The following is a 16,035-nucleotide window of genomic DNA, read 5'->3' on the forward strand; positions in this document are numbered from 1 at the left end:
TTAACTCTTTAGTTTTTTAGCCTTTTCTTGGTATTTTTTTTCCTCTTTACTATTGCCTAAACCTTTATAAGATTTTGCCATTTCTTTGTAAAAATCTGCTTCCATTTTATCCTCTATAACAAAATCGATACCATTGTGTAAACTAATTAACGCTTTTTTATACTTTTTCTGATAATTCAACGCTTTTCCTTTCATTAAATACACATAAGGTTGTGCAGGAAAAAGTGTAATTCCTTCATCAGAATATTTTAATAACTCTCCATAATTATTTTCAGACTCCTTTAAAATTTGTTTTAAAATCACATACGATTTATTGGTTTTAAATTGATTTTTTAAAGAAATATTATCTTTTGTTTTTTCTTCAGAAATAGTTTTACTTTTCCTTTTTTCTAAATTATATTTTAACCTTTTTAAGTAAGGTGAAAGCGTGTTTTCTGCCTCTAAAACATTTAATAATGAAATTGCTTTTTCTAATTCTCTATTCTGCAAATACAACCTTACTAAAACCGCCCTTTCTTTTGGATTGATAGTAACAATCTTTTTTTGAATACGAATTGCAGCAACAAAATCTCTAGTTTTAAGATGAATTTTTACCAAATGTTTTAGCATCCAAATATTATCTGGTTCTTTAGTAAGAGCTCTTTTTATATATTCTTTGGCAAGTAACGTTTTGTTAAGCTGAAAATAATTTTTTGAAAATTCGAAAAAAACCGAAGTATTATTTATTAAAATTTGATTACAACTTTCTAGGTTTTCAATTGCTTTTTGGTAATTTCCTATTGATTTTTCTGATAAAGCTTTAAAAAAAAACTGTTGAAATTTTAATTCCTTTTCTTCTGTTAAATCTTTTGCTGCTGGTATACTGTCTTGAGAAAAACTGGCATAAGAAAAGAGAATAAAGAACAAAGAGAAAAGAGACAACTTTATGTTCGTAAATTGCCTCTCTTTTCTATTTTCTTGTTTCTTTATTCTAAATATCATTATGTTAACTCTGTATAATCGCCTATACTTACTGATGTATATTTACCATTATATTTTGCGTAATTACCAATCATAGCATTGTCTAAATCTGCATTAGAAATCTCTACATTAGATTGAATTAAAGAACTTACAATCGTAGAATTTTCTACCAAACTATTGGCTCCAATAGAAACATAAGGCCCAATTTTGGTGTTTTTTAAAATAACATTTTCTCCAACAAAACAAGGTTGAATAATTTCAGAATTCTCTAAAACCACATCTTTAGATACCAAATTATTTCCTGCCTCTTGTTCAAAACCTAAAACTTGTGTATTAGTATCTACAGTTGGGTCTTTTTTTCCACAATCCATCCAAGCATTTACAGTTCCTGGAATAAATTTTGCACCTTGTTGTTTTAAAGTTTCTAAAACATTGGTTAATTGATATTCGTTATTTTCTCTTAAATCATTGTCTATTAAATACTGAATTTCTTCACGCACTTTATCTCCGTCTTTAAAATAATAAATTCCGATAATAGCTAAATCTGAAACAAAATCTTTTGGTTTTTCTACAAAATCAGTAATATAACCATCATTTAATTTTACAACACCAAAAGCACTCGGGTCAAGAACTTTTTTCACCCAAATTGCACCATCAGCATTAGCATCTAATTTAAAATCTGCTTTAAATAAAGTATCTGCAAAAGCTACAACACAAGGACCACTTAAAGATTCTTTAGCGCAATAAATTGCATGTGCTGTTCCCAAAGCTTCTTCTTGCACATACACAGAACCTTTAGCGCCCAATTTTTCGGCAATTTTAATTAATTCTTCTGAAGTATTAGCCGGAAATCCCTTTGCTGCAGGGCCAATTATAAATGCAATTTCTTCTATTTTCTGATTGACAACAGAGGTAATATCTTCTACTAAACGCTGTACAATGGGTTTACCTGCAATTACAGTTAAAGGTTTTGGAACTGTTAAAGTGTGAGGTCTTAAACGAGAACCAACTCCTGCCATAGGCACTATTATTTTCATATCTTCTTTTTATCAATAATTAAAGGCGCAATATACTATATAATTAAGAGATGTAGAAAAGCAGAATTACTTTTTACTTTCTTTTCTCACGGAAAACAGTGAGGTGTCTCACTGTTTTCCGTGAAGTAAAAATTTCACTGTTTTCAGTTATTGCGAAATTAATAATAATCACATAGTTTTGTAACAGATAACTTAATGATTTATGTCTTTTTAACAAACTAACAGCACATTTATTAAATTATTAACTAATATTATTCAATTGAAAAATAATTTTATCTAGGGATTTTCACCCCTACAAAAGCCTTGTCGTTTAGGTTTTCTAATAAAAAAAGCGACACAATCAATTTTACAACCATAAATTAAAAACCTTAAAAAAATGAAAAAACAGTACTTATTTAGTAGGCTTGTTCTTGTATTAATTTTTCTAGGAACAACTTTTCAGGCTTTTTCTCAAGACAAAAATGAAATTTTGCAAATCCGCAAAGATTACAATTTAGAAAAGTTAAAAACTATAGAAAAAAAATTAAAAAAAGTAGATTTATCTCAAAGGCAATCTGCTTTAAAAATTGCGAAACGAAAAGGATGGAAAACAAAAATTACTACAAAAGACGGAAAATATATGGAACTCCAAAGGGTTGTAAATGGTAAACCAATATATTACACAACTTTTAATGCAGATGCCTCAAAATCTACCAGAACAAACCATTTGAATTCTGGCGGTTCTTTAAATCTAAACTTAAATGGTCAAGGTATGACTGCTTATGTTTGGGATGGAGGTATTGCTAGAGCTTCTCATCAAGAATATGATGGAGCAGGAGGAAACAACAGGTATTCCGTAATAGATGGCCATACAACCTTAAATTTTCATGCCGCTCACGTAACAGGAACTATTATGGCTTCTGGTGTACAAGCAAATGCAAAAGGTATGGCACCTCACTCAAAAGTAAAAGGTAGCCATTGGACTAATGACAAACCAGAAGCAACCTCTGCAGCTTCTGATGGAATGTTAATTTCTAATCACTCTTATGGTTTTAGAGTAAGACATCCAGATACAAATGAAGTCCTTTTACCTCAACATTATTTTGGAGGATATATTACTGAATCTAGAGCTTGGGATGAAATACTATTTAATGCACCTAACTATTTAATGGTAGTGGCTGCAGGTAATAATGGAAACGATAATACAGCTAATAATAACCCAACAGGTGGTTCTGGATGGGATAAATTAACAGGTCATTCAACTTCTAAAAATAATTTAGTAGTAGCTAACGCACAAGATGCAAATATTAATGCAGCTGGAGATTTAGTTTCAGTTTCTATTAATAGTTCTAGTAGTGAAGGTCCTACTGATGATATGCGTATTAAACCAGATATTACAGGTAATGGTACAGCAGTTTACTCTACATTTCATAACAGCAATACAGCATATAACTCTATTTCTGGAACCTCAATGGCGTCACCAAATGTAACAGGAACCTTATTATTATTGCAACAACATCATAAAAACCTAAACAATAATACTTTTATGAAAGCTGCTAGTTTAAAAGGATTAGCACTTCATACTGCAGATGATGCAGGAGTTTCTGGTCCAGATGCAGTTTTTGGCTGGGGGTTATTAAATGCAAAAAAAGCAGCTCAGGCAATTACCGATAAAGGAAGTAAATCTAAAATAGAAGAACTAACTTTAACTTCTGGGCAAACATATACAATAAATGTAAATTCTGATGGAACTTCACCTTTATTGGCTTCTATTTCTTGGACAGATAGACCCGGTACTGCAAATACCACTGTAAACTCAACAACCCCAGTATTAGTAAATGATTTAGACATAAGAGTTTCTAAATCTGGAACAACTTATTTACCTTACGAATTAACAGGACCAACTACATCTGCAAAGAAAGATAATAATGTAGATCCTTACGAAAGAGTTGATGTTGCAAATGCATCTGGAACTTATACAATTACAGTTACCCATAAAGGTACTTTAACAGGAGGAAGCCAAAACTATTCTTTAATTGTTACGGGTATACAAGGAAATCCTGTTGTATGTAACGCAACAGTACCAACAGGAGTTTCAACAGCAAACATAACAGCAACAGGAGCAACAGTTTCTTGGGCTGCAGTTTCAGGAGCTACTTACGATGTAAGATACAAAGCAACTTCTGCTTCATCTTGGACAACAGTTGCAGCTTCAACATCATCACAAGCTATAACAGGTTTATCAGCTTCAACACAATACGAAGTTCAAGTGCGCAGTAAATGTTCTTCAGGAAATTCTAATTATAGTAGTTCCGTAAACTTTACAACACCAGCAGTACAAATAAATTATTGTGCCTCTAGCGGAAACACAACTTATGCAACAGGAATAACACGCGTTGTATTCGGGTCAATTGATAAAGCAGATGGTCCTGCAAAAAATGTTGGATACGAGAATTTTACCAGTTTAAGTACTTCAGTTGCTAGATCATCATCACAAGACCTTAAAGTATCTGTTAACACAGATGGTAATTATAGAGTTGATGCTTTTGCTTGGATAGATTGGAATCAAGATGGAGATTTTACAGATAATGGAGAAGCTTATGATTTAGGTAACATAAGTAACGTTTCTAATGGGGCTTTGCCAACAAAAACTATTGCAGTTCCTGCAAATGCTAAGTTAGGAAACACAAGAATGAGAATTTCTGCAAGATATAATAGCAATCCTACTTCTTGTTTAACTAATTTTGATGGCGAGGTAGAAGATTATACAGTAAATGTTATAGGAGCTCAAGCAGATAGCCAAGCCCCAACTGCACCAACTAGTTTAGCAGCAAGTAATATAACACAAACTACTTTATCTTTAACTTGGACAGCTTCTACAGATAATGTAGCAGTAACTGAATACGATATTTATCAAGGTGCAACTAAAATAGGTTCTACTGCAAACACTTCTGTAAATGTTACAAATTTAACAGCTGCTACAGCTTATGCTTTTTCAGTAAGAGCAAAAGATGCAGCAGGAAATATTTCTTCAAAAAGTAATACTGTTAATGTAACAACACTGTCTAGCCAAGTTTCTTATTGTGCTTCAAAAGGAAATAGTGTTACTTACGAGTGGATTGATTATGTTGCTTTTGGAGGAATGACAAATTCTACTGGTAAAAACAGTGGTTATGGAAACTTTACAGCTACAAAAACCGCAACAGTAGCAAGAGGAAGTTCTAATCAATTAGTTGTAAGTGCAGGTTTTAGAAGCACTTCTTATAATGAGTATTTTACCATTTGGATAGATTATAATGGAGATGGAGACTTTACAGATGCAGGTGAAGAAGTAGCTTCTGGCAACTCTACGAGTTCAGGCAATAGAACAGCTAACGTTACTATTCCGGCTTCAGCTAAATTAGGAAGCACCAGAATGCGTGTATCCATGAAGTATAATTCTAAACCTAACTCTTGTGAAACTTTTTCAGATGGTGAAGTAGAAGATTATACAGTAAATATTACTGCCTCTTCTTCATCATCTAGTTTAAATACTACTTTTGCCAAACAAAATGGAGAACCGTTTAGTAATCAAAATATATTAGATTTGGTAATCTATCCAAATCCAGCTTCTAACTATGTAAAAGTTAATTTAAATTCTAGAGCTAAGAACTTAACTTTTAAAATTGTAAGTACTTTAGGTCAGGTTATTAAGTATGGAAAATTAAATAGAAATAATATTGATGTTTCAAATATTGTTTCTGGAGCATATATTTTAGAAGTATTTGATGGTCAAAAAACGATAAGAACTAAACTTATTAAAAAGTAAACTTTTAGTTTTAACGTAATTGTAATAAAGCCTCAAGTATAACTTGAGGCTTTTATTTTTCTCACGGTTTTCAGTGAGATTTATCACGGTTTTCAGTGAGTAAAAAATTTCACTGTTTTCAGGGATTGACAACAACGTTTATTTCATATATTTTTACCTCATCATAGTAACATTTAATTTTTATCCCCCTAAGAACCCTTCTAAAAAATTAAATGACAGCAAAAACCCAAGTTTAAGCTTGGGTTTTTTGTTTCTTTGCAAAAAATAAATTTATTTCTATGAATTATTTATCTGTAGAAAACATATCTAAAGCGTATGGTGAGCGAGTTTTGTTTGAAAACATCTCATTTGGAATCAATAAAGACCAAAAAGTTGCTTTTGTTGCTAAAAACGGAAGTGGAAAAACATCCATCTTAAATATTATTACAGGTTTAGATGTGCCAGATTCTGGACAAGTTGTAAGCCGTAAAGGAATTTCTATTGCGTATTTATCACAAAAAGATGATATCAATCCAGATTTAACCATAGAAGAAACCATTTTTGCTACCGATAACAAAATACTTTCTATTGTAAATGAATATGAAAAAGCATTAAAAAATCCTGATGATGCTGAAGCTTATCAAACTGCATTTGAAAAAATGGAGCAATACAATGCTTGGGATTTTGAAACGCAATACAGGCAAATTTTATCAAAATTAAAATTAGACGATTTAACTTTAAAAGTTGGAAAGCTTTCTGGCGGACAAAGAAAACGTCTTTCTTTAGCTATTGTTTTAATTAATAAACCCGATTTATTAATTCTTGATGAGCCAACTAATCATTTAGATTTAGAAATGATAGAATGGTTAGAAGCTTTTTTTGCGAAAGAAAAAATTACTTTATTTATGGTTACGCATGATCGTTATTTTTTAGAACGTGTGTGTAATGAAATTTTAGAATTAGATGAAGGAAAAATCTACAAATACAAAGGAAATTATTCTTATTACCTTCAAAATAAAGAAGAACGATTAGCTTTAGAAGCCACCAATTTAGGAAAAGCCAAAAGTTTGTTTAAAAAAGAATTAGAATGGATGCGAAAGCAACCCAAAGCAAGAACTACAAAATCGAAATCTAGAACCGATGATTTTTATAAAATAAAAGAGAAAGCACATCAACGTAGAAAAGACCATCAAGTACAATTAGAGATAAATATGGAGCGTTTAGGAAGTAAAATTTTAGAACTTCATAAAGTATATAAATCTTTTGGCGATAAGAAAATTTTAGAAGGTTTCGACTATGTTTTTAAACGTGGAGAACGTGTAGGAATTATTGGTAAAAACGGAACAGGAAAATCATCATTTTTAAATATAATTACACAACAAGCTCCTGTAGATGCAGGTAAAGTTATTTTAGGTGAAACTGTAAAATATGGTTATTACACCCAAGCAGGAATCCAAATAAAAGAAGGACAAAAAGTAATTGAAGTTGTTAAAGAATTTGGTGAAGAAATCCCCTTAACCAAAGGAAGAAGAATTTCTGCATCGCAATTGTTAGAACGATTTTTGTTTGATAAAAAGAAACAGTACGATTTTGTAGAAAAACTTTCTGGAGGAGAACAAAAACGCTTGTATTTATGCGCGGTTTTAATTCAGAATCCTAATTTTTTAATTTTGGATGAGCCAACAAACGATTTAGATGTTGTTACTCTAAATGTGTTAGAAAACTTCTTACTAGATTACCCAGGAAATTTATTGGTGGTTTCTCATGACCGTTATTTTATGGATAAAATTGTAGATGCTTTGTTTGTTTTTAGAGGTGATGGAATTGTGGAGAATTTTCCTGGAAATTACTCAGATTTTAGAGCTTATGATAGTTCTGCACTAAAAGAAAACAAGCCAGAAAAAGTGATTGAAAAAACCGAAAAGAAAAACACAAAAGGAACTTTAAGTTTTAATGAAAAAAGAGAATTTGGTGCTTTAGAAGCTGAAATAGATCGTCTTCAAAAAAAGAAATCAACCATTGAAAAACAGTTTTTGAATGTAGAAATTGCACCTGATGATATTGCCAAAAAATCTGAAGAATTACAAGAGATTATTGACAAGCTAGAACAAAAAGAAGAACGTTGGTTAGAACTTTCTATGAAGTTAGAAGAATAACTAAACTCTAATAATATTTTTTTCTTGTAACAACTCTTGGTTATTAAAACGTAATAAAATCTGAGCCACAGCAATGGTATCTTTTTCGCAATAATCTACAATTCTATCTAGGTTTTTTTCTTTGTAATAAACATTTGCAACTTCACTACCATCAATATCATCTTTTGGCGATGGAACTCCTAAAATAGACGTTAAAAGTTTTAGTGATGTATAATGTTTATAATCTCCAAATTTCCATAATTCTAAGGTATCTAAATGCGGAACTTCCCAAGGTTTTTTACCAAATAAATTCAATTTTTTAGGAAGTTCTATTTGGTGTACAATCATTCTTCTGGCAATAAACGGAAAGTCGAATTCTTTACCATTATGTGCGCACAAAACGTTGTTTTTTTTATTAAAATGCTTATCTAATAATTCTTTAAAATCAATAAGAATTTTGTGTTCATCGTCACCAAAAAAAGAAGTAACTCTTAATTGTTTATCTTTCTCTAGATTAACAAAATAACCCACAGAAATACAAATTATTTTTCCAAACTCTGCCCAAATTCCTGCTCGTACATAAAATTCTTCAGCAGAAAAATCTTCTTTACGTTGATATTGCGTTTTTTTACTAAAAAGTTCTTGAGTTTCTTTAGAAATGCTTTTCCAATTTTCTTCTTGAGGTACCGTTTCAATATCCAAAAAAAGGATATTATTTAATTTGATAGACAAATTCATAGCTAAATAGTTACTTTTTCTTGACCTAAATATAGTAAAAATAAAAAAGCCCCGAAAATTTCGGAGCTTTTTTAAAATTTAAAACAAGTATTAATTATTGAATAACTAATTTTTTTGTTGCCGTTTTTCCTTCTTCTGTTACTTTTAAAATGTAAATTCCAGCATTTAAAGAAGAAATATTAATTGACTTCTTTAATCCAGAAAAAGATTGCGTAAATAAATTCTTTCCTAAAACATTGTAAATATTAATTTGTTTTTTAGAAGCACTAGAAGTTTTAACTGTAAAACTCTTATTTGTTACAGGATTTGGATACGTTGCAAAGCCATCAATAGAATTTTTTGCTGTAGAAGCAGTTGCTGTTTTTGGAGTAACTTGAGCCCATGTTTGTCCAATTCTCAATTCATCAAAATTAATACTTGGTGTTTCAGAATCAGAATCTTGCCTTAACAAAAATCTTCCTAAATCTGTTGGAATATCAGAAGCAGAAGCAGTTAGTTTCAATGTTTCTGCAGGTATAGTTGAAGAAAAACTAACTGGGTCTGGGTCAATCCAAACTTTTAAATCATTAGAAGCAAAATCATATCCCATAACAATAAATATTTCTTCTCCTGGTGTATGCATTAATGTATGATAAGTTGCTCCACTACTTCCTGTTGTTACACCAACATTATATTTTGTTTTATCGCTTGTTTCTTGCCTTAACCACAATCTACCTTTATAACTTCCTGAGGCTTGTGTTAATACTGCAAAATAACCACCATTTGTATTTGTTAAACCAGAAATATCTGTTGCAGTAAAAATAAATGATGCGTAAATTGTTCCTGTATTTTGTTGATAAAATTTAATATATGGATCTGCTCCACCACCGTTAAAAGTAACCATATTTCCTGTTGGATCAGGAAATTGTCCCGGTCCAAAAGGATTTCCAATGGTACCTGTAGCTATTTTCACTTTATCAGAAGATGTAGATGAAGTTTCCCAATTAGAAACATCAGTTAAATTTGATCCATTTGCATAATCAAAATAATCAACTACTGGAAAAGCAATACAAGTAGGGCTAAAAAGAGTTCTAGTAAAATCACAAGAGCTATTTGCACCTCCAACTATTTTAATTTCAGCATTTGTTCCTTCAGTCATTCCTGTAAAAGTAATTGTTCCTGCTGTTGCTGTATTAGGATTGTCACCACCAACAGTTACACCAACTGGAGCTGTAATAGTATATGTTGTACCAGTATTTCCTCCTGTAAAAGCAATTGAACCACTAAACCCATCTGAACCAGAAGTTAGTGCATCACAAGTAGCTGCTATTTCACCAAGCATCAAATCACAAGGATGTTTAACAGTAAAAGTTACAGACTCACTTACTGAAGGACTTAAAGATGCACCTGCATTATCTACTAATTCTAAAGTTAAAGTATAAGTATTTCCAGAAGCTACAGTTATAGCTGGTAAAGTTGCTGTAAAAAAATTGTTGTTTTCAGTAGAACCTCCTTGAGTTACAAATGTAGATTTTATAAAACCATCTCCAGAGTTATTACTCGATCCAGAACCATTATCACCTGATATAGTAAAGTTTTGAACTGTTATTGTTGGTGTAACTGAGCTTGTACTAGCAATAGTGCCAGCAATAGGAGTATTGATCTTTAAACTAGGAGTTGATGAAGCTGTTAATTTAAATGACCCAAAAGGAACTAAAGTACTTAACGCAGCTTGCCCATTGCACAAACCTTTTCCATCTAATAAATTTTGAGCCCCAAAAGTCCAATTAATAACATTAAATGCACCTGCATTTGCAGAAGAACCATCTTTTCTGTAAAAATAAGTATCTACGTGTTCCCAATTTTTTCCTGTTCCATCTTCATTGTCTACACCAAATCTATCTACAACAGTAGAACCATTTAACAATTGAAAAGCATCATCTCCATTACTATTAATACTTCCATTTTGAACAAAGTTAGTAGATATTCCAAACTCAGAAGCCAATCCAGCACTATCATTTGTTATATATGCAAAAGTATCAGTTAAAGACCCAAGACTAGATATATCTATTTCTGCTCTAGAACCTGAACCAGGGGCAAACCCTTTTCCATTTGTTTGTCTTATAAGTTTCCAACCTGTAAAATCTACAGTTCCATTAACATAAACCTCAACAGTTCTAGGTTTTGCTCCAGAACAAGGCGCATCTACATAGCCTGTAATAAGTACTGATTGCCCAAAAGATAAAAAACTAAAGCAAATGGTTAATAATAAAGTTAAAAAGTAATTTTTTTTCATATAAGTAAATATTAAATTAAATTGATATTGTAAATATATAAAAAATTTAAGTACACACTATATTCCTTACTGATTAACAAATTGTTAATTAACTTACTATCCTATAAATCAAAACACTAAAGTTATTTAAATGTTAACAAAGCGCAATTAGATTAAATGATTGTTAACTACTTGCTTTTGTTGTAGAATTATCGTTATTTTTGAAATTCATAGAATTCTAATCAATTTATGAATAAAAGCGATATTAAAATTTTATTAGTTGACGATGAACCAGACATTTTAGAAATTGTTGGATACAATTTAAAAAATGAAGGTTATCAAATTTTTACAGCCAATAACGGTCAAGAAGCCATTAAAGCTGCTAAAAAAAACCTTCCGCATCTAATTTTATTAGATATTATGATGCCAGAAATGGACGGAATTGAAGCTTGTGAAAAAATTAGAAAAGTAAAATCTTTAGAAAATGTTATTATATCGTTCTTAACAGCAAGAGGAGAAGACTACTCTCAAGTTGCTGGTTTTGAAGCTGGTGCAGACGACTACATTACAAAACCTATTAAACCAAAAGTTTTAGTTAGCAAAGTAAAATCTTTATTAAGAAGACTAAAAACAGAAAAAGAAAGCGATACATCTTTTAAAATAGGTGACATTGTTATTGATAGAGATGAGTATGTGGTTTATAAAGCCAATAAAAAAATATCGCTACCAAGAAAAGAATTTGAACTATTTTCTTTGTTAACCTCCAAACCTGGAAAAGTCTTTAAAAGAGAAGTTATTTTAGACACTGTTTGGGGAAATGAAGTTGTTGTTGGTGGCAGAACTATAGATGTTCATATAAGAAAACTTAGAGAAAAAATAGGAGATAATCATTTTAAAACCGTAAAAGGAGTTGGTTATAAATTTGTTTTAGAAGGAGCTGATAAATAAATTTGCTCTAATGAAATTTAAAAAAACCTATTCTTACGCACTTTGGTCTGCAACATATCTAACGCTGTTATCTGTTGCTATAGCTGCAGTTTCATATTTTTTTATTGTCAAGCATTTAGGAATTAGTACTGTAATTATTTCTATAATTGTTCTTTTTATCATTTCTTTTTTTATCATACAATACAGAGCAGAACATTTTATTTACAGACGTTTAAAAAAGATTTATGAAGACATCTCTATTTTAGATGTTAACGACCTAAAAAGCGAATCTGTTACCACAGATATTGAAATTCTCTCTAAAAGAATGCAAAAATTTGTTGAGGGAAAAAGACTAGAAATAAAAAGCCTAACAGAAAGAGATTCCTTTAGAAGAGATTTTTTAGGAAATGTTGCTCACGAGCTTAAAACGCCTTTATTTACAGTTCAAGGTTATATTTTAACCTTAATAGAAGGAGCTGTAAACAACAAACAAATAAGAACAAAATATTTAGACAGAGCCAACAAAGGTGTAGAAAGATTGGTGGCTGTTATTAAAGATTTAGATATGATTGCCAAACTAGAAACAGATGGTATGAAGCTAAATTTAGAAGTTTTTAACATTCTAGAATTAATTCAGAATGTTTTTGATTTGTTCGAAATGAAAGCAAAAAAAAGAAACATTACTTTAGCGTTTGATAAAATTTACGAATTTCCTGTTTTTGTGAAAGGAGATATAGAAAAGATTGAGCAAGTACTTATTAATTTAGTGGTAAACTCTATTAAATATGGTAAACCAAATGGCACTACAATTGTTGGAATTGATACTTATAACGACAAAAAATTTATTGTAAAAGTTATTGATAACGGAGAGGGCGTTAAACAACAACATTTATCACGTTTATTTGAGCGTTTTTACAGAGTAGACCAAAGTAGATCTAGAGAGCAAGGTGGTTCTGGGCTTGGCTTATCTATTGTAAAACACATTGTAGAAGCACATAATGAAACCATCCTTTTAAAAAGCATTTACGGAGAAGGATCAGAATTTTCTTTTACCTTAGAAAAAGCGAAATAAGTCTGAATCTAGTTTTGTTTCTTTAGATTTTAATCCTTTATAATTTTCTATTTCTGATAATTTATCTATCGTAAAATCTTCTTCTTTACAAAAAGGAGCTAATTTTTTTTCAGATAAATAATTGGCTAAATATTCTTGTTCATTCTGATTTTTAGTTGGGATAAAAAATGCCTTTTTCTCTAAAACAGCCAAATCCATAATAGATGAATACCCACTTCTACAAACCACAATTTTAGATTTATTTATTGTTTTTTCCAACTCATTAGAAAGCATAAAATTAAAAATGGTAATTTTATTTTCTGTTGATTTTTTTTGTTGCTGTTCAACCTTACCTTGTACTAAAACAACATTCTTATCAGACTTTAAAAATTCTTTCTTTAATTTTTTTTCGAGCAAAGTTCTGTTAGGTTCAGGCCCAGAAAGCACTATTAAAACATCTATCTTTACTTCTAAATTTTCTTTTTTAAATCGACTTAAAATACCAATATATTTTACTTTTTTTACTTTTTTGGTTGATGATAATTTTCCTGAAAACTCAGAATTTATAGTATCAGGAATCCAACATTCATCAAATTTATTGATAACTTTTTGATGAAAATAACTGGTAAAAAAAGTGGTAAAACCTGATAAAACTTTTAACTGATGTGTAATATAAACAGACCTAACTTTAGAGCTTCTTACGCCAAATCTGTTATCAGAAATTAGACCAATAACGTCTTTGTTTTCATCAATAAAAGTTTCAATTACTTTTTGTTCTTTTTTTACTGCAGCCAAAATTTTTGGAGCCTGAAAGAGTAAATTCAGTTTTAAATTTTTTCGATAAAAAATATGGTAAGAAGGTAATTCTAACGTTTCTAAATCAGGGAATTCTTGTTGTAAAAACGCAAGTGCATTTCCATCGGAAGCAATGATTGGCGCAAATTTATTTTCTAATAAAGTATTTATAATTGGCACACAACGTGAGGCGTGACCCAAACCCCAATTTAGGGGTGCAACAATTATTTTTTTTTGATTTGTCATTCTTTAAATTTAGAAATCTTTTTTTAATAAGATTCCTGCCTTTGCAGGAATGACAAACTTGTTTTTAAACCAAATCGAAACCAATATCTTTTCTGTAATTCATCTTATCAAAAGAGATTTTATCAATAGAATTATACGACTTTTCTAAAGCCTCTTCTATGGTATTTCCAAAAGATGTAACAGCCATCACTCTACCTCCACTTGTAATAACTTTGTTGTTTTTTATGGTTGTACCTGCGTGATAAACTGTAGATTCTTTTACGTTTTCTAAGCCTGTAATTTCTTTATTTTTTTCATAAGTTTCTGGGTATCCACCAGAAACTAACATTATAGTTGTTGCTGTTTTGCTGGTTACTGCAAAAGATTTTTGGTTTAAAGTTTGATTGGCAACACCATCAAACAAATCAAACAAATCTGATTCTATTCTTGGTAAAACTACTTCAGTTTCTGGATCTCCCATTCTTACATTATACTCTACCACAGAAGGGTTTCCATTGTCATTCATCAATCCAATAAAAATAAAACCTCTGTAATCTATTCCGTCTTTTTGCAAACCTGCAATGGTAGGTTTTACAACCAGTTCTTCCACTTTATTTAAAAAAGCATCATCTGCAAATGGCACAGGAGAAATTGCGCCCATTCCGCCAGTATTTAAACCTGTATCGCCTTCGCCAATTCTTTTATAGTCTTTTGCTGATGGTAAAATTTTATAGTTTTTTCCGTCAGTTAAAACAAAAACTGATAGTTCTATTCCTTTTAAAAATTCTTCTATTACAACTGTTAAAGAAGCTTCGCCAAATTTTTGATTAGAAACCATTTCTTTTAACTCAGCTTTTGCTTCAGCTAAATCATTTAAAATTAAAACTCCTTTTCCTGCTGCTAAACCATCCGCTTTTAACACGTAAGGTGGTTCTAAAGTTTCTAAGAAGGCAATGCCTTCAGATAAGGTATCTTTAGTAAAAGATTGATATTTTGCAGTTGGAACTCCGTGTTTTTGCATAAATTGTTTCGAAAAATCTTTAGATCCTTCTAACAAAGCACCATCTTTTTTAGGGCCTATTACAGGGATGTTTTTCAATTCATTATCCGCCAAAAAGAAATCGTGAACACCTGCCACTAAAGGTGCTTCTGGGCCAACAATTACCATTTGAATATTGTTTTTTAAAACTGTGTTTTTTACGGCTTTAAAATCTGTTGGATTGATATTGATGTTGGTGGCAATTTTAGCTGTTCCTGCATTTCCTGGCGCTACAAAAAGTTGATTAATTTTATTGCTTTCTAATAGTTTTAAGGTAAAAGCGTGTTCTCTACCGCCAGAACCTAAAATAAGTACATTCATTGTTTGTTGTGTTGTTGTTATTGCAAATATATTTTAAATTCTGATGATATTAGAATCCCCACTTTAAAAAATATTTAATTGCTGAAGAAAGGTGATAAAAAAACAACTTCATATTTTTTGATGAACCTTTTTGATGTTGATGAACAATCTCTACTTGAGGAAAATACAATATTTTTTTTCCAAGTTTATCAATTTTTCTACAAATATCTGCATCTTCTAGATATAAGAAATAACGTTGGTCAAAACCTTTTAAACTTTTAAAATCATCTGTTTTAAAAAGCATAAAACATCCGTGAATAAACTCTGGGTAAAATGGTTTTGTTAAATCTATATTTCTGTATTCATTTTTATTTAGAAGATTTTTAGACAGTTTTAATTTTCTGTTTATTAAATCGAAAAAAGAAGGATGTTTTCTGCAAACAAACTGTAATTCTTTATTGGGGTAAATTACCTTAGGAGTAATAAAAATAGCTTGTGGATGCTTGTCTAATTGATGAATTAAATTAGGAATTACATCCACAGAAAACTCAACATCTGGATTTAAAATCAAATGAAATTTAGAATTAATTTTATCTAGAATTAAATTATGAGCGCTACCAAAACCTATATTTTTATTGATAAAAATATATTCTATTTCAGAATTTTTAAAATGTTTTTCTAGTTGATTTGTGGGAGAATTGTCTATTAAAAAAAGTTTTTTCTGAATAGGAGTTTGAAGAAAGGAATTGACTGTTTTTTTTAGGGTTTCTAAACTCTCATTATATAAAACAATTGAAGCGGTTATCAT

General features: G+C 30.5%; 11 protein-coding genes. 4 read left to right on the forward strand and 7 right to left on the reverse strand.

The annotated features are described in order from the left end of the window. A complete protein-coding gene (locus ACY2RX_RS09820; RefSeq protein ID WP_490103801.1) occupies positions 1–981 on the reverse strand; it encodes a tetratricopeptide repeat protein in 981 nt (326 codons plus the stop codon). Further along, a complete protein-coding gene (locus tag ACY2RX_RS09825) occupies positions 981–1,997 on the reverse strand; it encodes a sugar phosphate nucleotidyltransferase (protein ID WP_490103802.1) in 1,017 nt (338 codons plus the stop codon). Before ACY2RX_RS09825 ends, ACY2RX_RS09820 begins: the two co-directional genes overlap by 1 nt. A gap of 376 nt (positions 1,998–2,373) precedes the next feature. Between ACY2RX_RS09825 and ACY2RX_RS09830 the strand changes: the two genes are divergently transcribed. Both ACY2RX_RS09830 and ACY2RX_RS09835 read left to right on the forward strand, forming a co-directional pair. Further along, positions 2,374–5,784: a GEVED domain-containing protein gene (locus ACY2RX_RS09830; protein WP_490103803.1), complete on the forward strand. Its 3,411-nt coding sequence runs from the start codon at positions 2,374–2,376 to the stop codon at positions 5,782–5,784. Positions 5,785–6,062: 278 nt separating this feature from the next. After that, the gene (locus ACY2RX_RS09835) at positions 6,063–7,919 is read left to right on the forward strand and encodes an ABC-F family ATP-binding cassette domain-containing protein (RefSeq protein WP_490103804.1); all 1,857 of its coding nucleotides are present in this window, start codon (positions 6,063–6,065) and stop codon (positions 7,917–7,919) included. On the opposite strand, the gene ACY2RX_RS09840 is transcribed toward ACY2RX_RS09835, so the two are convergent. Beyond that, positions 7,920–8,636 carry a 3'-5' exonuclease gene (locus ACY2RX_RS09840; protein WP_490103805.1) on the reverse strand — a complete coding sequence of 239 codons (717 nt, stop codon included), beginning with the start codon at positions 8,634–8,636 and terminating at the stop codon, positions 7,920–7,922. Positions 8,637–8,730: 94 nt separating this feature from the next. Next, positions 8,731–10,911 (reverse strand): T9SS type A sorting domain-containing protein, encoded by a 2,181-nt coding sequence (locus ACY2RX_RS09845; protein WP_490103806.1) that lies wholly within the window; start codon positions 10,909–10,911, stop codon positions 8,731–8,733. A 228-nt stretch (positions 10,912–11,139) separates the two neighbouring features. Here ACY2RX_RS09845 and ACY2RX_RS09850 point away from each other — a divergent pair, with 228 nt between their 5' ends. Both ACY2RX_RS09850 and ACY2RX_RS09855 read left to right on the forward strand, forming a co-directional pair. Next, complete coding sequence (locus ACY2RX_RS09850) at positions 11,140–11,838, forward strand: response regulator (protein WP_490103807.1); 699 nt, start codon at positions 11,140–11,142, stop codon at positions 11,836–11,838. A 10-nt stretch (positions 11,839–11,848) separates the two neighbouring features. Continuing rightward, entirely contained in the window at positions 11,849–12,889 is a 1,041-nt protein-coding gene (locus ACY2RX_RS09855; protein WP_490103808.1) for a sensor histidine kinase, read from the forward strand. Here ACY2RX_RS09855 and ACY2RX_RS09860 read toward each other — a convergent pair. From ACY2RX_RS09860 to ACY2RX_RS09870, 3 genes are all read right to left on the reverse strand, one after another. After that, entirely contained in the window at positions 12,872–13,909 is a 1,038-nt protein-coding gene (locus tag ACY2RX_RS09860) for a glycosyltransferase (RefSeq protein WP_490103809.1), read from the reverse strand. The two genes, ACY2RX_RS09855 and ACY2RX_RS09860, sit on opposite strands and share 18 nt — an antisense overlap. Before the next feature lie 64 nt (positions 13,910–13,973). Continuing rightward, entirely contained in the window at positions 13,974–15,248 is a 1,275-nt protein-coding gene (gene purD, locus ACY2RX_RS09865; RefSeq protein ID WP_490103810.1) for a phosphoribosylamine--glycine ligase, read from the reverse strand. A 49-nt stretch (positions 15,249–15,297) separates the two neighbouring features. Next, entirely contained in the window at positions 15,298–16,035 is a 738-nt protein-coding gene (locus ACY2RX_RS09870; protein ID WP_490103811.1) for a glycosyltransferase family 2 protein, read from the reverse strand.

The organism is Polaribacter sp. 2405UD43-2 (assembly GCF_058147125.1).

What these genes read in the sequence shown, in the direction of transcription:
- ACY2RX_RS09850 (WP_490103807.1), top strand. Translation starts at nt 11,140, where the DNA reads ATGAATAAAAGCGATATTAAAATTTTATTAGTTGACGATGAACCAGAC.
- ACY2RX_RS09830 (WP_490103803.1), top strand. Translation starts at nt 2,374, where the DNA reads ATGAAAAAACAGTACTTATTTAGTAGGCTTGTTCTTGTATTAATTTTT.
- ACY2RX_RS09870 (WP_490103811.1), bottom strand. Translation starts at nt 16,035, where the DNA reads ATGATAACCGCTTCAATTGTTTTATATAATGAGAGTTTAGAAACCCTA.
- ACY2RX_RS09860 (WP_490103809.1), bottom strand. Translation starts at nt 13,909, where the DNA reads ATGACAAATCAAAAAAAAATAATTGTTGCACCCCTAAATTGGGGTTTG.
- ACY2RX_RS09845 (WP_490103806.1), bottom strand. Translation starts at nt 10,911, where the DNA reads ATGAAAAAAAATTACTTTTTAACTTTATTATTAACCATTTGCTTTAGT.
- purD (WP_490103810.1), bottom strand. Translation starts at nt 15,248, where the DNA reads ATGAATGTACTTATTTTAGGTTCTGGCGGTAGAGAACACGCTTTTACC.
- ACY2RX_RS09835 (WP_490103804.1), top strand. Translation starts at nt 6,063, where the DNA reads ATGAATTATTTATCTGTAGAAAACATATCTAAAGCGTATGGTGAGCGA.
- ACY2RX_RS09840 (WP_490103805.1), bottom strand. Translation starts at nt 8,636, where the DNA reads ATGAATTTGTCTATCAAATTAAATAATATCCTTTTTTTGGATATTGAA.
- ACY2RX_RS09825 (WP_490103802.1), bottom strand. Translation starts at nt 1,997, where the DNA reads ATGAAAATAATAGTGCCTATGGCAGGAGTTGGTTCTCGTTTAAGACCT.
- ACY2RX_RS09855 (WP_490103808.1), top strand. Translation starts at nt 11,849, where the DNA reads ATGAAATTTAAAAAAACCTATTCTTACGCACTTTGGTCTGCAACATAT.
- ACY2RX_RS09820 (WP_490103801.1), bottom strand. Translation starts at nt 981, where the DNA reads ATGATATTTAGAATAAAGAAACAAGAAAATAGAAAAGAGAGGCAATTT.